Origin of the sequence: Bacillus sp. OTU2372 (assembly GCF_038440275.1) — a bacterium.
In the GTDB taxonomy this organism is placed as follows: domain Bacteria; phylum Bacillota; class Bacilli; order Bacillales; family Cytobacillaceae; genus Neobacillus; species Neobacillus bataviensis_B.
Window position 1 is genome coordinate 89679 of sequence record NZ_JASATK010000008.1, and the last position, 23977, is coordinate 113655.

The following is a 23977-nucleotide window of genomic DNA, read 5'->3' on the forward strand; positions in this document are numbered from 1 at the left end:
GAAATCCGGCTCAATTAAGGAGCCGGATTTCTTATCAGGTAAGAAGGTATAAAAGTTTTACATAGAGAATTGTCCAGCTCCAGCGCCTAGCCCCTCGAGGTCACAAGCCTATCCAGTTGCGGCTCCTTGGGACTAAAGTCATAAGCCATCCCCTGAAGAAGGCAAAAAGCGCCTTCTTACAGGGGCCGTCTTAGCCTAGAGTCCCAGGGCAGTCGCCTCCACATTTAGGCCAATCCGTCCAAAAGGTTAAAGAGCAACCTTTCGGCCGGCTCGTCTTGTGCTTGGCTACAGAAAGCTATTGCTTTCTGTACGCATTAAGGGCGACTAGTCTCTGGCCTTGCTTTTGCTGGCCAGTCGACAAGTCGCCCTATATCGGGGCTGACCAAGGCGCTTGCGCTTTTCTTACGTCTGCTTTATTTCTAACCTTCGTGCAACTAGTGACAAAGCATAATTCACGATAAAATACATGAACGCTACAATGACAAAAACAGGTATCACATACGATCCCTTTTGCGCGTAAATAATTTGTCCATTGTGCAATAAATCCGGCAATGCAATGACGACAGCTAACGATGTATCTTTAAGCAGAGAAATAAATTGACTGACAATAGGTGGAACCATTCTTCTCAGAGCTTGGGGCAAGATGATATAGCGTAAGGTCTGGATGTAGTTCAGTCCAGACGCACGTGCTGATTCAATTTGTCCCTTTTCGATCGAGTTTAAACCGCTTCGGATAATTTCCGACAGCATGGCTGATTCAAAAACCGTCAATGCTGCGATGGCTGCAGTTGTTATTTCCATTTCAATCCCGATCTCAGGCAATGCAAAATAGGCGAAGAAAATGATCAGCAGCAAAGGAAGATTCCGAATCGTCTCGACTAGCACGGCAAGTAATGGAGATACAACAGGAATCCGCGCATATCTGAGAGTGCCAATAAGACCGCCAATCATGAAGCTTAGCACAATTGAAATGGCAGCGACCTTAAGGGTGACCCCAAATCCTTCGAGCAAAAATTTAAAATTGTCCAGTTTATATACTTCAATGAACGGTGCTAGAAAATCCATCTAAGCACCTCCTCAATTACTTCTAGCCATTCGTTTTTCTAAAAATCCTACACCAAGACTTAACGGGATGGTTAAAACTAAATAAAATAAGGCAACAAAAACATAGGTATCAAAAGTTACGTATGTCTTTGCAGAAATTAGGTCCCCCTGATACATTAAATCCCCACCTGCGACCACTGCTAACAATGATGAATTTTTAACTAAATTGATAAATTGGTTGCCAAGAGGAGGGATGACGATCTTGATGGCCTGGGGGAGTATAACCAATCTCATTGCTTGGCCGTAACCTAGTCCTGTGGAGCGGGCTGCTTCCATTTGCCCGCTTGGAACCGACATGATTCCGGCACGGATTGCTTCAGCTATGAAAGCCGCTGTATAGATGGTCAATCCGATTGTTCCTGCAGCCATCCCGCCAAAGTTTCCAGACAAATAAGTGAAAAACACAATAACGAGTACAGGTATATTCCGAATAAATTCTACATATGCCGTACCAATCCAGTTAAGAGATTTAAACGGGGCGATCCGCATGACAGCAAGAAGTGTTCCCAAAATAAAGCTGCATAATAAAGCGATTAAACTGGAAATAATGGTTATTTTTAATCCTTGCAAAAACGAATCTATATTAGTTGTTAGTATCGAGAAATCGAGCAAGTGATCTCCTCCTCATGAATCAGGATGAGCAGGTCTGTAAACCCTCTGCCCATCCTGACGAGAAACCCGGTATCAATCCTTAATTTTTAATCCATTTATTCTTAATTTCATCATACTTTCCTGAATCCTTCAGGCTTTTTAATGCTTTATTCAGCGCATCGACAAGTTCTTTATTGCCTTTTTTAACAGCGATTCCATAAGGCTCTTCTGTGAACGTTCCTCCGACCAGTTCAAATGACGGATCTTCTTCTGCCATTCCATATAGGATGGCATCATCTGTTGTCAGGGCATCACCCTTACCTGCCTTTAAGGCTGTAAAGGCTTCAGCATAGTTTTCGTATTCCAGTACGGTTGTTTCAGGCGCTTTCTCACGAATATTGATCGCAGAGGTCGAGCCTTTAACCGCAAGCACCTTCGTTCCTTTTTTCAAATCTTTAATGCTCTGAATCTTGCTGCCTTTTTTCACAAGTAAGGATTGCCCAGCTTGAAAATAAACATCCGTAAAATCGACTTCTTTTTTACGTTCATCCGTGATGGTCATTGTAGCGACGACCGCATCAACCTTACCATTATTGAGGAGGCCAACCCTGGTTTTTGAAGTAACCTCAACGTACTCAGGCTTTACATCCTTGCCAAACATTTCTTCTGCCAATGCCTTCGAAAGATCAATATCGAACCCTTCCACCTCACCTGTCGAAGGATTTTTCAATCCAAACAAACGAGTGTCATTTTTTACTCCAAACACGATTTTTTTATGTTCCTTGATTTGGGCAAGAACATCCTTGCTGTTGCCCTTAGAGTCCTTGTCCCCGCCGCAGCCAGCAAGAAAAATGACAGCCATTATTGATACTACTGCCATTTTTACGAAAGTTTTTGTTTTGAACATTCCATTACCTCCAATTAATGATTTAATATACGACTGAGAAATAAACGAGCCCGTTCATCACGCGGATTCTCATAAAACTCAGCCGGAACTGCTTCTTCTAAAATTCGCCCCTCATCCATAAATACGATTCGGTCTGCCACCTCTCTGGCAAAGCCCATCTCGTGGGTTACCACGACCATCGTCATACCTTCTTTGGCCAGGGCTTTCATCACATCTAGAACCTCCCCGATCATTTCGGGATCAAGAGCCGAGGTTGGTTCGTCGAAAAGCATGATTTTTGGTTTCATTGCAAGGCCGCGGGCTATGGCTACACGCTGCTGCTGGCCTCCGGAAAGCTGAGAAGGATAAGCTTCAGCCTTATCTAAAATCCCAACCTTATCGAGAAAATGCCTGGCTGTATCCTTAGCCTCTGATTCGGATTGGCCCAATACTTTCATAGGAGCGAGAATGATATTTTCAAGGACGGTTTTGTGTGGATATAAATTAAAATGCTGAAAAACCATTCCTATATTGCGTCTTAGCAGATTGATATCTGTTTTTTTATCCCTGACAGATACCCCATCGACGGTGAGTGTCCCATCAGAGATGGTTTCCAGATGGTTGATACAGCGGAGCAAGGTACTTTTTCCTGAACCAGAAGGGCCTATTACTACTACGACTTCCCCTTGATGGATTGTTAGATTAATATCTTTTAAGACATGAAAATCTCCATAGAACTTATTTACGTGATTAAATACGATCATTTTGACCTCCTAATAAAAACTTATAATATATGGAAAATCCGGGATTCGTTAATTTATATTCTTACCTTGTCTTATTTAAACTAGGCCTAATTTACTTGTTTTTTTAGAAGGTCAGATTGGCACTGAGAATAAGTTCTAAGTGGCAGCGGATGAAATGGAGACGAGGGCAGACTGTGTTCCTTTTTTATTGTTCGAAAAAATGCAAACCGAAAAATGTGCGTTCATTAGGGAGGAATAATCAGAATCTAGTAAAAAGTTTGTATTTACAAGATGACAATTAAACTATATAATCCTATATAAATACTTGGAATTAAGAATGGGCGTGAGATAGATATGAGTATAGGGATTGCATTAATGGGTTTATTGGTCGGCTTTTTGGTAGGGTTAACGGGAGTAGGCGGGGCAGCACTTCTAACCCCTGTGCTAATTTTAATAGGGGTTAATCCTTCGATTGCGGTTGGGACAGACCTTGTTTATAACTCGATTACAAAATTGTTCGGTGTGTTTGGACATTGGAGACAAAAAACCGTGAATCTCCAGATGGTTAAGTATTTAGCGATTGGAAGTATCCCGAGTGCCGCGATTGCAATAGGGGCCCTTCATTTCTTTGAAGCGTCTTACCACAATCAAGAACAGATCATTCGCAATGCCCTTGGATATGTTCTCATATTTGTTTCAGTCGCTATCATCATCAAAACGTTTTTTGAAAAAAGATTACGACCTAATCGCATACAAGCCAAACCTTTGAGTGAGAAAAAGGGGCTAACAATCCTTATTGGCTGTATCTTTGGATTTATTGTTGGACTTACTTCATTAGGATCAGGTTCTTTGTTCGCTGTGGCGATGATTTATCTTTATAAAATGAAGACATCCGAGATGGTTGGTACGGATATTACGCATGCCTTTTTTCTAGTTACAGTCGCAGGATTGCTGCACATTGGTTTTGGTACGGTTAACTATATGCTTGTAGGGAATTTACTTATGGGCTCGATTCCTGGAGTGCTAGTAGGCAGTACGATTTCTGCTAAGGTTCCGACAAGACCGCTGCGGGCGGTGGTGGCGGTATTGATTTTTGTTAGTGGGATAAAGTTAATCTAATAGGTGCAAGGGGACGGTTCTTATGCTTCGGAAGCATAAGAACCGTCCCCTTGCTTTTTTTTGAAATCTTTTTCTCTTTTCACCAAGTTTTCACCATTCTCTATTAATATTCATTACATCAGGTAACGAAAGGAGGATAAAAGAGATGAATACAAAAGCAAAAAAGGGTATTTTCTGGGGAGTCATCATTGCTTCCACGGTGCTAGTAATCAATGTACTCCACTTTCTATTAGGAGGCAGCAGCGCATTTGTTGCTAGAGGTCCACATGGTGGACATGGTCTTGGTGGAATGGGGCACGGCGGCGGATTTGGCGGCCACCAAATGATGAATGGTGCTCACCATGGTGGCGGATTCCCTTGGCTCTTCCTTATTATTGGACTAGCAGTTCTAGTTCTTCTAGTAAGATGGCTAAGAAAGAAATCGAAAGCTTCTTCGATGCAACAGTTTATTGACACATCACTTGTAGGTTCACATATACCGGTAACAAACCAAAATGCTAACATTTTGGACCAATGGGAAAAAACTATTTTAACTAAAAAGGAGAATGAATAAAAATGGGTATTTTTAAACGATTAAAAACAATTACAATGGCAGAAATTAACGGATTACTAGATGGGATTGAAGATCCAATTGCAATGCTGAATGAGTACTCAAGGGAAATGGAACAAGAAATTGTCAAAGGTCAGAATGCGTTAGCTCGACAAATTTTTGTGGAGAAAAAACAAGCGGCACTCATTTCTGAGACCAGATCATTAGTGGACAAGCGTACTCGTCAGGCGAAGCTGGCACTTGAGCAAGGCGACGAGGCAATGGCAAAACTAGCTGTACAAGAAAAGCTCAGCAAAGAAAACCAGTTACAACTATACGTAGACCTATTAGCTTCTATTAAGGGACAAACCCAAATCCTTGTTGAAAAATTGGACCAGCTCAAGGAAACCTATAACCAAATGCAGCAAAAGAAAATTTTACTAGCATCACGTGCGAATGTGGCTCAGTCGATGAAGCAAATCCAGAAAGTAACGGTTTCTTTCAATACGGATGATATTGCTAGAGGAGTGGCTCGTGCCGAAGAAAAAATCCTCATGATGGAAGCGGAAGTGCAGGCGGGTAATCAGTTTTCGACTCCATTAGCTCAGTTTGATGCAGCATATGACAATTATGTGAGCGATGAAGAGTTAAATAAGGAACTTGAAAAGCTGAAGGGCGAAAAGGAAAAAGTGGCCGCATTATAATTCAAGGGAGGAGCACCGCCTTATAGGGTTGGTGCTTTTCTTTCTATCTGGTAAAGAGAGGAGGATTTACATTGAATACTACAACCTTGATTTTGATTTATTTAGGTGTAGCGTTGGTTGGGAGCGTGCTTCCTTTTTAGGGTCCTATTTTGCCCACTTCCATAACTTAGTTAACCTCGTAATCAGTGCTTGCCTAGAAGGTGGTAAAATTCATCTTTATCGGGATGGTTCAGGACAGACAACGGGGAGTGCTGCATCACCGTTTAAAAGAGCGCTTATCTCGTATGCCGGTTATACAGGCGCTTCAGTGGCAGCGATTTGATTGCTTTATTTAGTATTGAAAGGCCACTATGATTTGGTGATTTATTTGTATTTAGGGCTTAGTGTTGTTGCCTTATTGTTGTGGATTCGCAACGCCTATGGGGTACTTTGGGGCATTTCAACTGTGGTTTTGTTGGCTTTACTGGTTTTTATCCGTTATGGTAATGTTTTGGTTTTACCTGTCAATGTTAACTTAGAGACGATACTCGTTCATATTGGTATTTTCTTAGCATCGGTTCTATTTGTTCAATCGATGATTGGTGCGGTTCATGTGTGTAGACAAGCTTTTATGTCGAGAAGCAATCCGAAGAGGAGGGCGGCACTGGTCCAAACGAAGTTTATCCCAGCTGTTGTTTTGGGTATTATCCTGTTTGGATAGACCGTTTTAGCTGGCTACTTTTTTGCTCTTAATTTTATAAGTTTACCGTTTAGTTTGGATTTGGATTTACCAAATCAACTTCTTGCTGCGAAAGATGTAATTTGGTCCACAGTTAGTGGGAGTTTAAAGCAGTAAGAGATAACCTAGAAACAATATTATGGCAATAATCTCGCATTGATCGGGCTGTTTTTCGTAAAGAAAACAGCTCTATTTTTTGTAATGGGTTTAGACACTTATAGAATGATATTATGAAAGAATAACTGGAGCATAAGGTTAGTTGATAGATTTTATTGACTACCGGGTCGGTATAAAAATATGTACTTAGGTAGCCGATCGGCGGTATTGACGACCGAACAGGTGAAAAATGAGGTACTTGGGTAGTCAATCAGGCTTATTGACGACCGAACAGGTGAAAAATGAGGTACTTGGGTAGTCAATCAGGCTTATTGACGACCGAGCAAGAGAAAAAAGAGCAACCTGGGTAGTCAATCAACGGTATTGATGACCGAGCAAGAGAAAAAAGGATGCCCAGGGTAGTCAATCGAAGTAACTTAATAGAATATAAGATTATTTTTTATTCATAATAGGCCCATTGACCAAATCCTATCAAAGTATAATTTTGTTTAAGGATTCGACTAATTTGCTTTTTAGACTCAATCACCCTACACCATTCATAAACTATATTAGTAGTGATTTTCATATCAGGAAAAAGCAGCAATAACTCCTCTACACTCCGTAAGACAGCGGAATCAACCGTTTCCACATGACCGCATGTTTCACACACAATCTTCTCCCTTCTTTCCATCGAACAAATTAACGAGTGACACACTGCACAAATAGTTCCCTTTTGCAATCCATTAAAGGTATAAGAAGGTAAGCGAGTATAGGGAGAGTCCGTTTGATGCATTGAAATTAACTGATCAGCAAGCAATTTATGGCGGTTAGTTAGCTTTGACGGGACTTCGTTTAATTTTTTCATAAGGCTATTAAGCTGAGTGGGGTGAATAATCGGCTCGTTTAATGGGGCTTGGTATAAAGTGAAATTGGGGTTTACAAAGGTTAAGGAACCTTCAATAGGTAATTGAAAACCAAGATTTTTAAGTGAAGGGCGGAGAAGAGATTTACTGCGTTTTAATTGATCCAAAGGATTCTTTATTTCGTCCTTAGATAACTTAGGATAGAAATTTCCTAATTCATATCTATAATCACCTTCAAAGTTTTTAACTTCAAATGGGTAAATCGTTTGCTGAGAAATGATTAAGGTGTCAATTTGAAAAAATGATTTATTATGCTCAAGGCACAAATCATTTAAAATGTACAAATCATTTTGCAGCCTTGACGTTAACTCGTCAAAGACCAGCTCTCCCTGGTATCCTTTTTCAAGGTTAGCATAATGCTGCTTGTCTGTTGAAGATAACTCCATTCGTGCGTTTAAAGAGTCCAGGGCCCTCAATTCGTGTGACTTCAATCGCTGTTTATAAGGAGGCATATCAGACTTCCTTTCCCATAATTAATATACTACTCCACATCAATCTTATAAAAAATTACTAAATTAGTGTTTGAATACTTTGTTAACATTTATAGAATAAACGGATGAAATTTGGCAAATTAATAATTGGATTAAACCTTTAAATATTAAGTTCATTGCCCTTTTGAATAAATATCATTATAATTAAACATGTCTAATTACTCACTTAGGATACAACATACAAATCGTAAAAAGAGGTGAATATTATGAATTTTAATCCAGTATCTAGCAAGAAATTATATATGCAAATTTATAATCAAATTCTTTCAGAAATACAATCGGGTGCATTTAAAATAGGTGATAAACTGCCAGCTGAAAGAGAATTATGCGAAATGTTCGGTGTAAGTCGTGCTCCTATTCGACAGGCTCTAAGCGCTCTAGAACTTAATGGAATTATTTATTCCCGTCAAGGCGAAGGCGTTTATGTGAAAAGCAATCAACTTGCGACTGATCAATCCTTCTTTAAATCCATCACCCCTGAAGATATTGTTGAGGCAAGAATGAATATCGAGCCACTTATTGTTAAATTTGCGGCCCAAAGAGCAACTGATGAAGACATAGAGGAGCTTCGTTCAACCATAAAACAGATGGAGGACGAAACAAGGGCTGGGGTATACGTACCAGAAACAGACGAGAAATTACATTGTGGTATTGCCAAGGCCTCTCATAATGATTTATTTATCAACATCATGGCTGCTATTATCAATGCGATGAAACAACAGGAAATGTGGAAATTTATTCGAGATCGGACCGTAACTCGACCAGACTACCGGGACGTTAATTTCAGAGAGCATCAATTACTTATTAAAGCGATTGAGGATCGTAACGAAGAAGAAGCAGTGAAGATTATGACGAACCATATGCAAAATTTATATGATCGGTATTGGAAGGATTAGAAGAACCAACCTTTCAAAACTGTATAGTACCAATACTCGAAATTCCCCTTCAAAAAATGGGGAATTTTTTTGTTTTCTGAAGTTTCTTCATCATCCTATTTTTCTTATTGACAAACAAAAACAAGAAAAGTATATTAAATACATAACATCTTAGTAGACAAGTGAACAAGAAGACAAGTGAATAGGAATGAAAAACATTAAAAAAGGAGGAGATTATGAGAGCAGCAGTCATCGATAAACCATTTTCGATTCGTTTACAAAAGGTTAGTTCACCGGTAATAAAACTTGCTAATGAAGTCAAAATTCAGGTGGTCGTCACTGGAATATGCGGATCAGAAATTCATGCTTACCACGGGACACATCCTTTTCGAATCCCACCAGTCATATCAGGACATGAGCTTGCAGGGGTGGTTGTAGAAACAGGGTCAGAAGTCAAGGGGGTCTCGGTAGGGGATCGAGTTACAGTGGAGCCTCATTATGGATGTGGTGTTTGCAGATCTTGTAAAGCTGGAAACTATCATATTTGTAAAGAAAAAAGAGTGTTAGGTACACAAGAATGGATCGGTTCTTTCGGTGAATATATCGTTGTTCCGGAAAACACGATTGTAAAGCTGCCAGATAATATATCCTATGAACAGGGAGCCTTAATCGAACCCCTTGCAGTAGGCGTTCATGCTGTTAGAAAGGCTGGAGTAGGACCCGGCGATAAAATAGCTATTCTCGGAGCAGGCCCGATAGGTTTGGGCTTAATGATAGCTGCCAAAAACGCAGGTGCATCCAAGATCTACATAACAGATGCTTTGGATTATAATTTAGAAATTGCCAAAAAACTGGGTGCCACTTCTCCAATTAATACAAATGATGAGGATGCAGTTGAAAGAATATTGGAAGAGACAGATGGTGAAGGAGTAGACACAGTATTTATTGCTGTTGGAATTCAATCCGTCCTGAATGATTCTTTCAAGATCGTTAAAAGAGGCGGAAAAGTATCTGAGGTTGCTCTTTTTGGAAAAAAACCAGAAATTGATATTTCTTACATTCAAAATAAAGAAATCGAATTAATTGGCTCTAACATGTATGTGAGAGAGGATTTTGAGATTGCGGCTGAGGCAATTGCCACTAATTCATTTGATACCTCTTTGTTCATAACAAAGGTTATCCCAATCGATGATATCAAGAATGCTATGAATATAGTTGACCAAAAATTAGAGAATGTTATAAAAGTTTTATTGAAATTTTAAATGGTTCATATTTTCGTAGCTTTCATCTTTTATGGAGAAAAAAGAGAATAAAGAAATTTTTAAACTGTTTTATGTAAGGGGTTGCAATAAATTCAGAGGGAACGATAGGAGGAATTATTTTGGATATACTTCAATTAGAGCGTTCAACTACTAAAAAGGTTACGTTAAGATTAATTCCGTTTTTATTTTTATGTTTTACAATATCGATACTAGATCGGGTAAATATTGGATTTGCCGCACTACAAATGAACCAGGATTTAGGTTTTTCTAATGCGGTTTTTGGATTTGGGGCAGGTATCTTTTTCCTTGGTTATTTCCTTTTAGAGGTCCCGGGCAGTGCCATTATGACGAAAATTGGACCAAGAAAATGGATTAGTAGAATCATGGTTACATGGGCTATCATTGCCATTTTTATGGCTTTTGTAAAAACGCCCATGCAATTTTATACAGCACGATTTCTTTTAGGGGTTGCTGAAGCTAGTTTTTATCCATGCATGGTATTTTATTTAAGCGGTTTTTATCAAACCAAACATCATGCAAAGGCAATTGCAGGATTTATGATTGCTATACCAGGTGCGAATGCATTGGGTTCACCACTTTCTACTTTCTTACTGGGGGTCCACTGGTTAGGATTGGAGGGCTGGCAATGGATGTTTATTATGGAAGCGATTCCAGCTGTGATTTTAGGTATCATATGCTATTTCTATCTTGATGATAAAATTGAAGATGTCAAATGGTTAAATAAAGAGGAGAAAAAGTGGTTAATTGATATTACAACAAAAGAGAAACTTCAAAAACAGGAAGTCAAACACTACACTTTCTTGCAGGCTTTAAAGGATCGTGATGTTTTAATCTTATCTATCGGATATTTTTGCTGGATGATTGGCTATTATGGAATTGTCATGTTTTTACCAACCATTTCAAAAGGTTTAACGGAAGCAACTTCCCTTAGTACTCAATCAATGGGTTGGGTTTTAGGGCTCATGTATGTTTGTGCTATGGTCACGATGATTCTAGTTGGTAACCACTCCGACAAAAAGAACGAGCGGCGCTGGCATGTTGCCGCATGTTTAACAACTAGTGCTATTGCAATGGTCATTAGCAGCTTGGTTGCCAATTCTAGTATTGTTTTATCATTTGTCTTTTTAACCATCGCCCTTTGTGGAGCATTTGGCGCATACTCACCATTCTGGTCGATTCCTCCATCTTTCTTAACTGAAGCAGCAGCTGCAGGGGCCATTGCACTTATTAACAGTATTGGGAATCTTGGTGGATTCTTTGGACCTTACATTGTTGGATATATTAAGGATCTCACAGGATCATTTAATGCTAGCATGGTCTTCTTAGGGATAAGTTTGATTGTAGGCTCTTGTATTGTTGTTTTCTTAGTAAAACAGTCAGGCAAGGTTTTAAAGCCGAGTGTCGAAAATAAATTGGAAAAGTCTAGTTAAAAAGTTAATTAATCTGTGGCTTCTGGCCGGCTCAAACCTTCGGATAACAATATTTTGTTGCCCGAAGGTTTTTTTTTATATGTAAGGTGAGTTTATATGAATTTTCTAATTTATTAATTTTATAAAAAATCCGTATTGACAAATAATAGATAGGTGATATACTGAGTCCATAAGTTAACTTAGTAGACAAGTAGACAAGAAGATAACAAAGCAAGTTAATCAAAATTGAATGAGGTGACTGGTATGAAAAATGTTGGTATTGAAGAATTAAAGCAAAAAGCGATTGAGATGAGGAAAACCGCTCTCACGATGATACACGAAGCGCAATCCGGGCATCCGGGAGGCTCCTTATCAGCAGCTGATGTGGTAACGGCACTTTATTTTAGTGAAATGAACATAGATCCGAATAATCCTCAATGGGAAGATCGTGATCGGTTTGTTTTATCAAAAGGGCATGTTTGTCCGATCCAATATTCAGCATTAGCTTTACGAGGTTATGTACCTTATGACACCATTTACACGTTAAGAAAGTTCGGTTCTCCGTTCCAAGGACATCCAGATATGAAAAAGTGTCCAGGTATTGATATTTCTACAGGGTCTTTAGGACAGGGACTTTCTTGTGCAGTTGGTATGGCACTGGGAGGCAAAAGGGATTCAAAGACTTACCGAGTTTTCGCTATGTTAGGAGACGGAGAGTGTCAAGAAGGCCAAATTTGGGAGGCTGCACAAAGTGCGGTTAAGTATCAGTTAGATAATTTAGTTGTATTCGTGGATGACAATGGATTACAAATTGATGGTACAACTGAAGAAATTATGCCAAACCAGGATTTAGAAAAGAAATTTCAGGCCTTTGGTTTTGAAACGAGACGAATCAATGGACATTCGATGGAAGAGATTGTTGAAACATTAGATTATATTCGCGAAGCTAAAAATGACAAACCAAAGTGTATCGTTCTTAACACGGTAAAAGGCAAGGGAGTATCTTTTATGGAACATTCCGTTGGATGGCATGGTGTTGCTCCTAATGATGGCGAGTATTTGAAAGCAATTGAAGAAGTAGCAGGGGGGTTAAAATAATGAGCTTAATGGAAAAAGATATTGTAGTCAAAAAAGCTACCAGAGAAGCCTTCGGAGATGAAATTGTACGATTGGGAAAAAAGAACAAAAATATTTATGTGGTTGATATTGATATTGGTAAGTCTTGCAAGACGACAGAATTTGCAAAGCAATTTCCAAATCAGCATGTAAATGTCGGTATAGCTGAACAAAATGGTGCTGGATTAGCGGCAGGACTTGCGACAACAGGTAAAATCCCTTTTGTAAGCACTTACGCAGTATTTGGTTCACTAAGAATGGCGGAGCAAATCAGACAAGAAATTTGTTACCCCAACTTAAATGTAAAAATAGCCTGTTCTCATGGCGGACTTACTCCAGCGAATGATGGAGCAAGTCATCAAAGTATTGAAGATATGGGTGTACTAAGAACTATTCCAAATATGACGGTCATTATGGGTGCTGACTATTATTCTACTAGGAAATTAATCGAACAAGCAGCTGAAATGTATGGTCCGGTCTATCTTCGTTTTACTAGAGACACGGTTCCAGTTCTATATGATGAAAATGAAGAATTTACGATTGGGAAAGCAAAGCAGATCAAGGACGGGAAGGATCTCGCGATTATTGCAAATGGTGACACCGTCTATCTTGCCTTAGAAGCGGCAAAGCAATTAGAAAAAGAAGGTATATCTGTAAAACTGCTAGACATGCATACGATAAAGCCACTAGATCGAGAAGCAGTCGTTGATTGTCTAAATATTGGCAAAATCATTACAGTTGAAGACCATAATATTTTAAATGGTCTAGGAAGTGCGGTATGTGAAGTAGTTGCTGAAGAAGGCAAGGGGATTGTGAGAAGAATTGGGGTTCAGGATCAATTCGGGCAGTCGGCGCCATATGAAAAGTTGTTAGAGCTTAATGGTATTACAATCGAAAATATTGTCACTACAGCAAAAAATTTACTCAAAAACTAATAAATGACCGAGGAGAGAGAAAACATGTTTGAATTAGAAAATAGAGTAGCGATCGTTACAGGCAGTGGTTCAAAAAAGGGGATTGGACGTACAATTGCACTTACCCTTGCAAAACAGGGGGCAGCAGTGGTTATCGCTGACCTTAATATGGATGGAGTTCATGAAGTCGTTAATGAGATTAAAGAAGCTGGCGGAAAAGCTTTAGGAGTAGAATTAAACGTAACAAGCAAAGAATCGAATGAAGCCATGGTAGAAAAAGTTCTACAAACCTATGGCAGAATTGATATCCTTGTCAATAATGCTGGGATTTCACAAAAAGTAACCGTTCAAGATATGACTTTAGAGGACATCAACAAAGTATTTAATGTCAACATGTTTGGACTGTTCTTATGCACCCAAGCCGTACTAAAAACGATGAAAAATCAAAAGTATGGACGAATCGTAAGTCTTTCCTCCGTTTCCGCCAAACGAGGAGGCGGAGTATTTGGTGGACCGCACTATTCTGCCTCAAAGGCTGCCGTATTAGGATTTTCTAAGAATCTTGCTCGTGAAGTTGCTCTTGATGGAATCACTGTAAACTGTGTGGCACCAGGTCTTGTTAATACAGACATTTGGAAGTCCCTTCCTGAAGATGAAGCAAAGAAAGTGATCGACGGAATTCCAATGGGAAGACCAGGTGAGACTGAAGAGATTGCGGCAACGATTGCTTTCTTAGCTTCAAAAGAAGCATCCTACATTACAGGAGAAGAAATTGATATCAATGGCGGGTCACACATGGATTAATTTTATCCTTACTGTACAGGCATTCCAGTTAGGAATGCCTGTGTAATTTCAATGAACACTACAGAGGAGTGGTTGATATTAATTTTAATCCAGTGGCTAGTAAGAAATTATATATGCAAATTTATCATCAAATCCTTTCTGAAATAGAATTGGGTTCATATAAAAAAGGTGATAAACTGCCTGCCGAAAGAGAGCTGTGTGAACAATTTGGTGTAAGCCGTGTTCCCATTCGCCAGGCCCTAAGTGCATTAGAATTGAATGGAATTATCTATTCCCGTCAAGGCGAAGGAGTTTATGTGAAAAGTAATCAGATTACACCTGATCATTCTGAATCCGCTATTTTTTTTAAATCGATATCCCCAGAAGATATTGTGGAAGCAAGGATGACTATAGAGCCTCTCATTATAAAATTTGCAGCTGAAAGAGCAACTGATGAAGACATCGACGAACTTCATTCGACCATCGAAGAGATGAAGAAAGAAACCATGGCTGGTGTTTATGTACCAGAAACAGACCACAAATTACATTTTAGTATTGCAAAGGCCTCCCATAATGACTTATTTATTAACATTATGGCGGCTATAAGTAATGCCATGAAACAACAAGAAATGTGGGAATTTATTCGAGATCGAACTGTCACTCGATCGGATTATCGAGACACTAATTTTAAGGAGCATCAACTACTTATACAAGCCATTGAGGATCATAACGAAAAAGAAGCAGTCGAAGTCATGAATAAACATATGAAAAACTTATATGATCGTTATTGGAAGGATTAGACCTATTAAGTTTTCAATCCTAAATCTTATTGACAACCCTTACATGCGAGGATATACTTAATGCGAAAAAGGGAACTTAGTATACAAGTAGACAAAAGGTATAGGGAGCGGCTACGCAGAAATTTTATATATATAATAGAAGAATAGGAGAGTCGCCATATCTATTTGTGTTGAAGAAGTCAGTTTGAAGTTTTTTGGAAGCGTTTGATGTATGGGTTTACAAAAGTTTAAATACTAGTAATTTTAAATCTTTCTTAGGGGAACTATCTTTTCAAGGAGAATTTAATTCCCTGTAACCTTTAATGAGATGATGGCTTGGAATAAGGAAGGGACAACAACATAAGGGGGAATTATTTTGGATCAACTTGCACTAGAGCGTTCAACCACTAAAAAAGTTACGTTAAGATTAATTCCATTTCTATTTCTATGTTTTTCGATATCTGTACTTGATAGGGTGAATATTGGATATGCTGCCCTGCAAATCAACAATGATTTAGGTTTCTCGAATGCTGTTTTCGGATTCGGGGCCGGAATTTTTTTCCTTGGATATTTCCTTTTAGAGGTACCGGGCAGTGCGATGATGGCTAAAATTGGACCGCGGAAATGGATTAGCAGGATCATGGTTACATGGGGCATCCTTGCCTTTTTAGAAACCTTCGTCCATACTCCCATACAATTTTATACAGTACGATTTCTTTTAGGTGTTGCTGAGGCCAGTTTTTATCCATGTATGGTATCTTATTTAAGCGGTTTTTATCAAACGAAACATCATGCAAAAGCGATTGCCGGATTTATGGTGGCAATACCAAGTACAAATGCTATAGGTGCTCTATTATGTACTTACTTGCTAAACGTTAACTGGTTTGGTTTGGCAGGATGGCAATGGTTGTTTATTTCTGAAGCTATTCCATCTGTAATCTTGGGTGTTATATGTTATTTCTATCTTGACGATCAAATTGAAAAAGTAAATTGGTTGAACAAAGAAGAGAAAAAATGGTTAATTGACGTTACAACAAAAGAGAAACTTGAAAAGCAGCAGGTGAAACACTACACTTTCCTGCAGGCTTTAAAAGATCGTGACGTTCTCATTTTATCAGCCGGATATTTTTGCTGGATGGTTGGATATTACGGAATTAACATGTTTTTACCAACAATTTCAAAAGGCTTATCTGAAAAAATATCTCTTAGCACTCAAAGTATGGGCTGGATTTTATTTCCTATGTATATTTGTGCCATGGTGACGATGATTCTAGTTGGCAACCATTCAGATAAGAAGAATGAGAGACGCTGGCATGTTGCTGTTTGTTTAACCATAAGTGCTATTGCGATGATTGTTAGCAGCTATATTGCCAATGCAAGCATTATCTTATCATTTGTATTTCTAACCATTTCACTATGTGGGGCATTTGGAGCATACGCTCCATTTTGGGCCATTCCACCTTCTTTCTTGACTGGAGCTGCAGCTGGAGGCGCCATTGCCCTTATCAATAGTGTGGGAAATCTTGGTGGATTTTTCGGACCTTACATTGTGGGTTATATTAAAGATACAACAGGTTCCTTTAATATTAGTATGATTTTCTTAGGTGTGAGTTTGATTATAAGTTCTTGTATTATTGTTTTCTTGGTAAAACAGTCAGGAAAAGTCAAGAGTAGTAAATTTGAAAAAAAACTAAAAAAAATAAGTTAAGAAAATCTAACTATACTAAATTGAAACTTTATATAAATTGATATCGTGTATGAGGTGTATTGATCATGAAAAAACTAGGGGTCCTAACAAGTGGCGGAGATGCCCCGGGAATGAATGCTGCTATAAGGGCAGTCGTAAAAGCAGCAAGTCACTATCATGTGGAAGTAATGGGAATACAGGGCGGATTCCAGGGTTTAATTGATGGTAAAATTCATAAATTAACATCCCAAGAGGTAGAAGATATTGCCGATCGTGGCGGCACGATTTTAAAAACGTCACGATCCTTAGAATTCATGGAGGAAATAGGACGAAAGAAAGCTTTTAATATATTGAAAAATCTGGATATAGATTCCTTGATTGTCATAGGTGGGGAAGGATCTTTAAAAGGAGCCGAAAAATTACATAAACTAGGTATAAATGTGATCGGAATACCTGGAACCATTGACAATGATTTAGCTTATACAGATTATTCAATAGGATTTGATACCACTTTAAATACGGTATTGGAGTGTATCGGTAAAATTAAGGATACTGATTCTTCTCATGATAAAACAACGATTGTCGAAGTGATGGGAAGATATTGCGGCGATTTAGCCTTATATTCTGCTTTAGCAGGTGGAGGAGAAATCATCTCTACTCCAGAAAGACCATTAGATTTATATTCCATCTGTTCAAAATTACGTTTAAGAATGAGTAGTGGAAAAAATGACAATCTCGTCATCGTTACCGAAAGAATGTATGATTTGCAGGACTTGCAGAACTACATTGAAAAGAAGTTAAACATTAGTGTAAGAACTACCTCATTAGGGTTCATCCAAAGAGGGGGAAATGCATCTGCATTTGATCGGGTATTAGCAAGTAATATGGGCGTTAAGGCAGTGGAACTGTTGATGAATGGATATTCGGGTCTAGCTGTTGGGATGAAAGAAAATAAAATTATTCATAAAGAACTTGGCTGCGTAAATTCCGAGATAGCGGATAAGCAGGATAAATATAGATTACTAGAAAAGCTTTTAGGTTAGAAAAGTATATCCCTTTATTGTTGCGTGGATTAATAGGTTTTTATTTAACAAAAGTTAAGGGGGAAGCGAATGATGGGCGAGAAACTAATTGAAAAACAAGGTACGATTATATGTCAAGTGTGTGAAAAAGTAATTGACACTGTTGAAAGTACAGAAGGCGTTAAAACGTGGTATGGAATGTGTGAGGATTGTTCCGGGGAGAAGAAAGAAGATTAACGTTAATGGACTGTTGGAGGGAAGTACAATGAAAGTAGCGATTGCATCTGATCATGGTGGTATAAATATTCGTAATGAGATCATCTCATTGCTAGAAGAGATGAAAATTGAGTACTTAGATTTAGGGTGTGATTGTGACACCTCTGTTGATTATCCAGATTATGCTATACCTGTTGCGGAAAAGGTAGCAAGTGGTGAAGTAGAACGAGGTATCTTAATTTGTGGCACGGGGATTGGAATGAGTATTTCGGCAAACAAAGTAAAGGGAATACGCTGTGCCCTGGTGCACGATACGTTTAGTGCTAAGGCAACAAGAGAGCATAACAATTCCAATATCTTAGCGATGGGAGAGCGTGTCATCGGTCCGGGCCTAGCCCGCGATATCGCGAAAATATGGTTAACAACCCCCTTTGAAGGCGGCAGGCACGCAAATCGTATCAATAAAATAACGGAATATGAAGCGGGGGGATGGTTCTCTTGCTTCCTCCAAAGTTAAAAACAGACCCCCTTTCGCTTACTAGGCGAAGGGGGTTTTGCATTTAAGTTCCTTTATTTCTATAGCATGTATTCTAATTTCGAAGCACAAGAACCGTCCCCATGCACCCATTTATGCTGCTTTCCTTGCAGCGGCTTCCCTCTGTCTTGTTTCCGGGAAGGTCGCGACTAGGAAGATGTACAAGCTGGAGGCAGCGATGAAGAAGATCATGGCTGGTGTGTAACCGGAAGAGCCTAGGATAAAGCTCCAAATAATTGTTGCGATGGTTTGGCCTGCGTAGGCAATGGCCCAAAATAATCCGAACATAATTGTCAATCTTTGTGGTGTCATCCCTTTTAATTCATGAGGGAGATTCAAAAAGATTGGGTACTGGATATACATCGCAAATCCAGAAATCGAAATAAGCGTATAAGATAGGAGCGGAATTTTATTAGCGAAAACAATCGCAAGGGCAAACGATCCTACCATAACAATTCCTGAGAACAGAAGGGTTGGCTTCCTAGGCACTCCTTTATTCCCGATTGTAATACCGGCAAATGTACCGAGAATGCCGAACCCTGAAATTAACAGGTTCGTCACTGATCCATTTAACAATGTATATTGGTCAAAAATCGCTTTAAAGCTCACGAGCGATAAGACATACAAGGTTAAAAAGGAAGCAAACGCCAGGCCATAGCGCCAGAGAAATCCATCCTTGAGCGCATCTTTGTAACCATACTTTTCTGTTTTTTCACCCGTTTCTTTTGTCTCAAAGTTCTCCGCTTTCCAAAGCCAGCCGATAAAAAACAAAATCGTTAAAGAAGCAAAAAACGTTAAAGTTACACGCCAGTTGGCCACCATTTGCTTGGCAAAAACCGTGAATAAAACAGCCACAATAAAGGCACCAGCATTATAGGCGACCGTATTGGCCGCATTAATGCGCAGCTTTGTTTTTGAATTTTTTACATAGTGGGCAACGATTGGGTTCATGTAGACAATCACCATCGAGCCACCTACGGCCATGACCATCCGAGCGACTGTATAGGCCCAATAATTAGGCAGATAAATCGCGACAAGCCCCATCATTAACAGGCCAATCGCCGTGCCTGCTGCTTTTCTTGGTCCTAATTTCATGAGTACTATTGCTGCTAAAATGTTGGCAAATACACGCGCTGTCGTAATCGAATAGTTCACTAATTGAGAAATAATCGGATTGACCGGTCCACCGAAAAATGTTTCGGTTATTTGCGGTGTTAAGGAAGAACCCGCCACCCAGTTCATGGCAAAGGTTACATAGGCCAGCCATAAAACCGCCATCATAAAATAACCTTTTTTGGTATGATTTATCGTTTCCATATTTTCATCTGCTTTCATTAGAGAGTTCATCTCTGGCAAAGAGTCTATTTAAATTACAGGTTTCATTGTTTCCTTTAATACAGTAACTGAGTGATTAAATTGCTGTTTTTCTTTTTCATTTAAGTCGATTTCGATAACTTCGCGGATTCCGCCACGGTTAATGACAGCTGGAACGCCGATAAACACATCTTGTTGTCCATATTGGCCATCTAGATAAGAAGATACAGTTAAGATACAGTTTTCATTATTTAAAATTGCTTTTGTAATTCGAACAAGAGACATCCCAATACCATAGTAGGTAGCGCCTTTTCGTTCAATGATATGATAGGCCGCATCACGGACGTTAACGAAAATTTGCTCTAGGCATTCTTTGTTTAGTTTTTCGGCGGGAAGTTCTTCAAGTCTTTCCACACCTACTGAGGCGCGGCTCCAAACCGGAAGTTCTGTATCTCCGTGTTCACCAATGATATAAGCATGAACATTTCGTGTGTCCATGTTAAAATGCTGGCCAAGCGCAAAGCGGAGACGTGCAGAATCTAAGACAGTACCAGAACCAATCACTCGCTCTTTTGGGAGACCAGATTCTTTCCAAGTCACATAGGTTAAGATGTCGACAGGGTTTGTTGCGACCAAGAAGATGCCGTCAAAGCCACTGGCCATGATGTTTTTTACAATTTCTTTAAAGATTTTTGTGTTCTTTTCGACTAATTGTAAACGGGTTTCACCTGGCTTTTGAGCCAATCCTGCTGTAATAACAACTAGGTCTGCAGTTTCACAATCTTGATAAGAGCCGCTCCATACGTTGATAGGGGATGGAGCAAATGGGATTCCATGGTTGAGGTCCATTGCTTCGCCTTCTGATTTTGCCTCATTCACATCTATCAGCACTAACTCTTCTGCTACTCCTTGATTAATCATTGAATAGGCATAGCTGCATCCGACTGCACCTGTTCCAATTAAAACTACTCGATTCACTTTCTTATTTCTGTTTTCCATGATGTTCTCTCCCTTTTATATGAAATTAATAAAATGATATAAGCTATATTCTGGATGTAATGATTAATTAATAACTTGACGATGTTAGTATATCACCCGATTGTGAAGTTTTTCACAATAAATGTGACGTTACTATGAACCTTTTGTTGAAAGCCTTTACAAGTAGCGGGGGGGACGGTTCCCTGAAAAATACCCATTGAAAAAGTCCTCCTCCTATACAAAGGAAAAGGACTTTCTTTATGAACTACTGTAACCAAAGTTTATATAATCCCTCGGTTACTGCTAAGTTGTACATGTAATACATCCCAAAAGCGATGCTAATGACACCTGTCAGCCGGGTAAGGGTTTGATTTAGCACGCGTTTTTTAGCACTAAAAACGAAAGGTATCCCAATAATCGTGGTAAAGAAAAGCATACCCAAAATGGTACCTGCACCGAATATTAGGATATAAACAGCCGCCTCCCAAACACTCTTGACTGTACTCATCGTTAGTAAGACCATTGCACCGCTTCCGGCTAGACCATGGACTAAACCAATAAACAGGGATTTCAGGTATGAAACATTTTGATGTTGGTGTTTATGCTGATGCTTTCCGCTATGAGAATGGGAGTGGAGGTGTTTATGCTCGTCCCCGTCATGTTCATGCTGGTGAAGGTGGATATTTTTTAAAGAGAGTAGAGTGGTTAAACCAAGGTAGACAAGCATGATTCCTACTAAAAATTCTAATGACATCGCCCATTTTTCGGGTATTTCCCCCTTCATTAAAATGAGGATTACTCCAATAATGAATAATGTCGCTGTATGGCCAATTCCCCAGAAAACGCCTGCTAGAGTGGATTTGAATAATTTTTTACTTTGGCTGGCAATGGTAGAAACAGCGATAACATGATCGGGCTCGATGGCATGCTTGATTCCGAGAACAAATCCTAAAGCTAGAATGGATAGAAAACCTATCTCCATAATTTCCTCCTAATTAGTAAAGACTTTTTTTAAGGTATGAATTCTAGTAATGAAAAATGCTAAAATAGCTAATCGGAAAAATTATAGCACAGATCCAATAATTTGTTTACCAGACAAACTTAATATTTTTTTTATCGAATTTCTGTTCTAGAAGTTGTGAACTTTTTAAAAGGTTCTTCTCGGATCATGGAAAGGGACTCTCTTATGGTAGCTGCCGAGTTGAAATATTTACCTTGAATTAGGGGATATTAAAGCATGAGGTGAGTATTTTGGATTCATTTACAAAGAATTTAGATTTACATGCTCAGGGAAGCTGGCTGCCAATCTTACTCTCGCTGCTATTGTTTATATATGCTCTTTTTATGCCCAAGCAAGAGATTGGTTGGAGAGAATTTTATGTTACTTTTGGGATCGTTGGTTATTTTGCTTGGATTTCTGATTCTTTATTTGGTGAAATGATCGATCTTGTTGATTTCGGTAATCCTAATTTCGCAGGAATAGGAGAGTTTTTAAGTTACAGCCTCATTCCTTCTTCCCTTTCAGTTATTTATTTAAATTACTTAGAGAAGACAAATAAGTGGAAACTAACGATTATTTTCACCTTTATATCAACTTTAATTGAATGGGGGATGAGGAGTGTAGGTTATATGAAACCCCATGGCTGGAGTTTCTTTATCTCCATTCCTTTGTATTTTGTTGTATTTGCCTTTTTACTACCTTTTCATCGTAAGTTGATAAAGTGCAAGTCGGATTAGTCTTGCTTATAGAATAGAGCTGCGGCGGCAGCTCTTTCTGTTATGAAGAGGAATCAACCTAGAAGGAAAGGCGCCTCCAAACATACGCCCTCAAGGTAGTTAATGGACAGCATTGACGACCGAGCAGAGGCCCTCAGGGTAGTCAATAGACGCTATTGACGACCGAGCAGGAGAAAAAAGATCCCCGAGGGTAGTCAATGGATCCTATAGACGACCGAGCAGAGGAAAAAAAATCTCCCAGGGTAGCAATGGACGCTATTGACGACCGAGCAGAGGAAAAAAGATCTCCTAGGGTAGTCAATAGACGCTATTGACGACCGAGCAAGAGAAAAAAGATCCCCGAGGGTAGTAAATAGACCCCATTGACGACCGAGCTGAGGAAAAAAGATCTCCCAGGGTAGCCAATGGACGCTATTGACGACCGAGCAGGAGAAAAAAGAGCCCTATGGGTAGCCAATGGACGCTATTGACGACCGAGCAGGAGAAAAAAGATCTCCCAGGGTAGCCAATGGATGCCATTATCTACCGAGCAGAGGAAAAAAGAGTCCCTTAGATAAAAAGGGTTCAAAACCGCTAAAATATCAGATTAGAATGTCATTTTAATATATATTTATTCTATATAATAGATACGCTGTTGACTTGTATACAAGATACTAGTATAATCACTTTAAAGCGGTTACATAAAAGGTTGGGTGGGACATGAACTTACAAAATATATCATCAGGAAGAGAGACATTATCCAATCATGCCTATCAGGTAATAAGGGATGCTATCGTCACTTTGCAATTTGAACCAGGGCAGCAGGTATTTGAAGCGGAACTAGGAAATCAATTAGGAGTAAGCCGCACACCGATACGAGAAGCCTTTAGACGGTTATTGGCAGAAGAATTAATTGAAGTCCAACCTCAGCGCGGGAATCGAATTGCTTACTTATCAAAAAAGAAAATTAATGAGGCTCGTTTTGTCAGAGTGAGCTTGGAAGTGAGTGCCTTTAAGGAAGTGGCGAAAAAATGGGATCAAAATAATCCTATTTACCAAAACCTTCATAAGCAAATCGTCGATATTCTAGAAAACCAAAAGAAAATGGCGGAAGACCATAATTTCGAACTCTTTCTGCAACTCGATGAACAATTTCACTATACCATACTCGAAAGCACCGGCAATGCCACGTTAATTTCCATTATCAATCAAATGAGGGGCCATCTAAATCGCCTTAGATATTTGGAATTACAAGAGACCAAACACTTTATGCAGCTGGTCAATGAGCATAAGGCGATCTTTGAAGCGATTTTAACGAATGATGCCAGGAAGACGGAGGAACTGTTAACCAGCCATATCCGTTGGCTGGAGGATAGTACGCAGACACTTATTGAAAAATATCCTCATTTTTTCAAAGACTAAAACAGGATAATAGTAAGTACGTTT

Annotated in this window: 26 protein-coding genes; 18 read left to right on the forward strand and 8 right to left on the reverse strand. The window is 39.2% G+C overall.

The features are described 5' to 3' along the window. Window positions 1-402: 402 nt before the first annotated feature. From AAHB15_RS14850 to AAHB15_RS14865, 4 genes are all read right to left on the reverse strand, one after another. Window positions 403-1065, reverse strand: a complete 663-nt coding sequence (locus AAHB15_RS14850; protein ID WP_342042698.1) for an amino acid ABC transporter permease — start codon at window positions 1063-1065, stop codon at window positions 403-405. 12 nt (window positions 1066-1077) lie between these two features. Then, a complete protein-coding gene (locus AAHB15_RS14855; protein ID WP_335575314.1) occupies window positions 1078-1716 on the reverse strand; it encodes an amino acid ABC transporter permease in 639 nt (212 codons plus the stop codon). Window positions 1717-1795: 79 nt separating this feature from the next. Next, window positions 1796-2602, reverse strand: a complete 807-nt coding sequence (locus AAHB15_RS14860; protein ID WP_335575313.1) for a transporter substrate-binding domain-containing protein — start codon at window positions 2600-2602, stop codon at window positions 1796-1798. A gap of 14 nt (window positions 2603-2616) precedes the next feature. Next, entirely contained in the window at window positions 2617-3345 is a 729-nt protein-coding gene (locus AAHB15_RS14865) for an amino acid ABC transporter ATP-binding protein (RefSeq protein WP_335575312.1), read from the reverse strand. Between the two features lie 333 nt (window positions 3346-3678). Here AAHB15_RS14865 and AAHB15_RS14870 point away from each other — a divergent pair, with 333 nt between their 5' ends. The 5 genes from AAHB15_RS14870 (at window position 3679) to AAHB15_RS14890 (ending at window position 6376) form a co-directional block, all read left to right on the forward strand. Then, window positions 3679-4443, forward strand: a complete 765-nt coding sequence (locus tag AAHB15_RS14870; protein ID WP_098531266.1) for a sulfite exporter TauE/SafE family protein — start codon at window positions 3679-3681, stop codon at window positions 4441-4443. Between the two features lie 145 nt (window positions 4444-4588). Then, window positions 4589-4996 carry a hypothetical protein gene (locus AAHB15_RS14875; RefSeq protein WP_335575311.1) on the forward strand — a complete coding sequence of 136 codons (408 nt, stop codon included), beginning with the start codon at window positions 4589-4591 and terminating at the stop codon, window positions 4994-4996. Between the two features lie 2 nt (window positions 4997-4998). Further along, window positions 4999-5676: a PspA/IM30 family protein gene (locus AAHB15_RS14880; RefSeq protein WP_342042699.1), complete on the forward strand. Its 678-nt coding sequence runs from the start codon at window positions 4999-5001 to the stop codon at window positions 5674-5676. 28 nt (window positions 5677-5704) lie between these two features. Then, window positions 5705-5998 carry a hypothetical protein gene (locus tag AAHB15_RS14885; RefSeq protein ID WP_342042700.1) on the forward strand — a complete coding sequence of 98 codons (294 nt, stop codon included), beginning with the start codon at window positions 5705-5707 and terminating at the stop codon, window positions 5996-5998. Then, window positions 5999-6376 (forward strand): hypothetical protein, encoded by a 378-nt coding sequence (locus AAHB15_RS14890; RefSeq protein WP_342042701.1) that lies wholly within the window; start codon window positions 5999-6001, stop codon window positions 6374-6376. 574 nt (window positions 6377-6950) lie between these two features. On the opposite strand, the gene AAHB15_RS14895 is transcribed toward AAHB15_RS14890, so the two are convergent. After that, on the reverse strand, window positions 6951-7865 hold the full coding sequence (locus tag AAHB15_RS14895) for a nuclease-related domain-containing protein (protein ID WP_342042702.1): 915 nt from the start codon (window positions 7863-7865) through the stop codon (window positions 6951-6953). Window positions 7866-8110: 245 nt separating this feature from the next. Here AAHB15_RS14895 and AAHB15_RS14900 point away from each other — a divergent pair, with 245 nt between their 5' ends. The 11 genes from AAHB15_RS14900 to rpiB all read left to right on the forward strand — a co-directional run bounded on the left by AAHB15_RS14900 (window position 8111) and on the right by rpiB (window position 18505). After that, a complete protein-coding gene (locus AAHB15_RS14900) occupies window positions 8111-8800 on the forward strand; it encodes a FadR/GntR family transcriptional regulator (RefSeq protein WP_342042703.1) in 690 nt (229 codons plus the stop codon). Between the two features lie 215 nt (window positions 8801-9015). Continuing rightward, a complete protein-coding gene (locus AAHB15_RS14905) occupies window positions 9016-10041 on the forward strand; it encodes a zinc-dependent alcohol dehydrogenase (RefSeq protein ID WP_342042704.1) in 1026 nt (341 codons plus the stop codon). Between the two features lie 119 nt (window positions 10042-10160). Further along, the gene (locus tag AAHB15_RS14910) at window positions 10161-11492 is read left to right on the forward strand and encodes an MFS transporter (RefSeq protein WP_342042705.1); all 1332 of its coding nucleotides are present in this window, start codon (window positions 10161-10163) and stop codon (window positions 11490-11492) included. Window positions 11493-11717: 225 nt separating this feature from the next. Continuing rightward, window positions 11718-12569: a transketolase gene (locus AAHB15_RS14915; protein ID WP_335573381.1), complete on the forward strand. Its 852-nt coding sequence runs from the start codon at window positions 11718-11720 to the stop codon at window positions 12567-12569. Next, window positions 12569-13522: a transketolase family protein gene (locus tag AAHB15_RS14920; protein WP_342042706.1), complete on the forward strand. Its 954-nt coding sequence runs from the start codon at window positions 12569-12571 to the stop codon at window positions 13520-13522. Before AAHB15_RS14915 ends, AAHB15_RS14920 begins: the two co-directional genes overlap by 1 nt. A gap of 24 nt (window positions 13523-13546) precedes the next feature. Next, the gene (locus AAHB15_RS14925; protein WP_342042707.1) at window positions 13547-14305 is read left to right on the forward strand and encodes an SDR family NAD(P)-dependent oxidoreductase; all 759 of its coding nucleotides are present in this window, start codon (window positions 13547-13549) and stop codon (window positions 14303-14305) included. Window positions 14306-14373: 68 nt separating this feature from the next. After that, on the forward strand, window positions 14374-15084 hold the full coding sequence (locus tag AAHB15_RS14930; RefSeq protein WP_342042708.1) for a FadR/GntR family transcriptional regulator: 711 nt from the start codon (window positions 14374-14376) through the stop codon (window positions 15082-15084). Window positions 15085-15439: 355 nt separating this feature from the next. Next, on the forward strand, window positions 15440-16771 hold the full coding sequence (locus tag AAHB15_RS14935) for an MFS transporter (protein ID WP_342042709.1): 1332 nt from the start codon (window positions 15440-15442) through the stop codon (window positions 16769-16771). Between the two features lie 65 nt (window positions 16772-16836). Further along, window positions 16837-17793, forward strand: coding sequence for a 6-phosphofructokinase (gene pfkA / locus AAHB15_RS14940; RefSeq protein WP_335573376.1), 957 nt, complete (start codon window positions 16837-16839; stop codon window positions 17791-17793). Between the two features lie 69 nt (window positions 17794-17862). Next, complete coding sequence (locus tag AAHB15_RS14945; protein ID WP_342042710.1) at window positions 17863-18009, forward strand: GapA-binding peptide SR1P; 147 nt, start codon at window positions 17863-17865, stop codon at window positions 18007-18009. Between the two features lie 28 nt (window positions 18010-18037). Beyond that, a complete protein-coding gene (gene rpiB / locus AAHB15_RS14950) occupies window positions 18038-18505 on the forward strand; it encodes a ribose 5-phosphate isomerase B (RefSeq protein ID WP_335573374.1) in 468 nt (155 codons plus the stop codon). 111 nt (window positions 18506-18616) lie between these two features. Here rpiB and AAHB15_RS14955 read toward each other — a convergent pair whose 3' ends face one another. From AAHB15_RS14955 to AAHB15_RS14965, 3 genes are all read right to left on the reverse strand, one after another. Further along, window positions 18617-19858 carry an MFS transporter gene (locus AAHB15_RS14955; RefSeq protein ID WP_335573373.1) on the reverse strand — a complete coding sequence of 414 codons (1242 nt, stop codon included), beginning with the start codon at window positions 19856-19858 and terminating at the stop codon, window positions 18617-18619. A 30-nt stretch (window positions 19859-19888) separates the two neighbouring features. Then, window positions 19889-20836, reverse strand: coding sequence for an L-lactate dehydrogenase (locus tag AAHB15_RS14960; protein WP_098531249.1), 948 nt, complete (start codon window positions 20834-20836; stop codon window positions 19889-19891). Window positions 20837-21080: 244 nt separating this feature from the next. After that, window positions 21081-21797: a HoxN/HupN/NixA family nickel/cobalt transporter gene (locus AAHB15_RS14965; RefSeq protein WP_342042711.1), complete on the reverse strand. Its 717-nt coding sequence runs from the start codon at window positions 21795-21797 to the stop codon at window positions 21081-21083. Window positions 21798-22066: 269 nt separating this feature from the next. On the opposite strand from AAHB15_RS14965, the gene AAHB15_RS14970 reads away from it, so the two are divergent. Both AAHB15_RS14970 and AAHB15_RS14975 read left to right on the forward strand, forming a co-directional pair. Beyond that, on the forward strand, window positions 22067-22552 hold the full coding sequence (locus tag AAHB15_RS14970; protein WP_342042712.1) for a hypothetical protein: 486 nt from the start codon (window positions 22067-22069) through the stop codon (window positions 22550-22552). A gap of 699 nt (window positions 22553-23251) precedes the next feature. Further along, the gene (locus tag AAHB15_RS14975; RefSeq protein ID WP_342042713.1) at window positions 23252-23953 is read left to right on the forward strand and encodes a GntR family transcriptional regulator; all 702 of its coding nucleotides are present in this window, start codon (window positions 23252-23254) and stop codon (window positions 23951-23953) included. Window positions 23954-23977: the final 24 nt, after the last annotated feature.

What these genes read in the sequence shown, in the direction of transcription:
- AAHB15_RS14850 (WP_342042698.1), bottom strand. Translation starts at nt 1,065, where the DNA reads ATGGATTTTCTAGCACCGTTCATTGAAGTATATAAACTGGACAATTTT.
- AAHB15_RS14860 (WP_335575313.1), bottom strand. Translation starts at nt 2,602, where the DNA reads ATGTTCAAAACAAAAACTTTCGTAAAAATGGCAGTAGTATCAATAATG.
- AAHB15_RS14865 (WP_335575312.1), bottom strand. Translation starts at nt 3,345, where the DNA reads ATGATCGTATTTAATCACGTAAATAAGTTCTATGGAGATTTTCATGTC.
- AAHB15_RS14870 (WP_098531266.1), top strand. Translation starts at nt 3,679, where the DNA reads ATGAGTATAGGGATTGCATTAATGGGTTTATTGGTCGGCTTTTTGGTA.
- AAHB15_RS14875 (WP_335575311.1), top strand. Translation starts at nt 4,589, where the DNA reads ATGAATACAAAAGCAAAAAAGGGTATTTTCTGGGGAGTCATCATTGCT.
- AAHB15_RS14880 (WP_342042699.1), top strand. Translation starts at nt 4,999, where the DNA reads ATGGGTATTTTTAAACGATTAAAAACAATTACAATGGCAGAAATTAAC.
- AAHB15_RS14895 (WP_342042702.1), bottom strand. Translation starts at nt 7,865, where the DNA reads ATGCCTCCTTATAAACAGCGATTGAAGTCACACGAATTGAGGGCCCTG.
- AAHB15_RS14900 (WP_342042703.1), top strand. Translation starts at nt 8,111, where the DNA reads ATGAATTTTAATCCAGTATCTAGCAAGAAATTATATATGCAAATTTAT.
- AAHB15_RS14905 (WP_342042704.1), top strand. Translation starts at nt 9,016, where the DNA reads ATGAGAGCAGCAGTCATCGATAAACCATTTTCGATTCGTTTACAAAAG.
- AAHB15_RS14920 (WP_342042706.1), top strand. Translation starts at nt 12,569, where the DNA reads ATGAGCTTAATGGAAAAAGATATTGTAGTCAAAAAAGCTACCAGAGAA.
- AAHB15_RS14925 (WP_342042707.1), top strand. Translation starts at nt 13,547, where the DNA reads ATGTTTGAATTAGAAAATAGAGTAGCGATCGTTACAGGCAGTGGTTCA.
- pfkA (WP_335573376.1), top strand. Translation starts at nt 16,837, where the DNA reads ATGAAAAAACTAGGGGTCCTAACAAGTGGCGGAGATGCCCCGGGAATG.
- AAHB15_RS14945 (WP_342042710.1), top strand. Translation starts at nt 17,863, where the DNA reads ATGATGGGCGAGAAACTAATTGAAAAACAAGGTACGATTATATGTCAA.
- rpiB (WP_335573374.1), top strand. Translation starts at nt 18,038, where the DNA reads ATGAAAGTAGCGATTGCATCTGATCATGGTGGTATAAATATTCGTAAT.
- AAHB15_RS14955 (WP_335573373.1), bottom strand. Translation starts at nt 19,858, where the DNA reads ATGAAAGCAGATGAAAATATGGAAACGATAAATCATACCAAAAAAGGT.
- AAHB15_RS14960 (WP_098531249.1), bottom strand. Translation starts at nt 20,836, where the DNA reads ATGGAAAACAGAAATAAGAAAGTGAATCGAGTAGTTTTAATTGGAACA.
- AAHB15_RS14965 (WP_342042711.1), bottom strand. Translation starts at nt 21,797, where the DNA reads ATGGAGATAGGTTTTCTATCCATTCTAGCTTTAGGATTTGTTCTCGGA.
- AAHB15_RS14975 (WP_342042713.1), top strand. Translation starts at nt 23,252, where the DNA reads ATGAACTTACAAAATATATCATCAGGAAGAGAGACATTATCCAATCAT.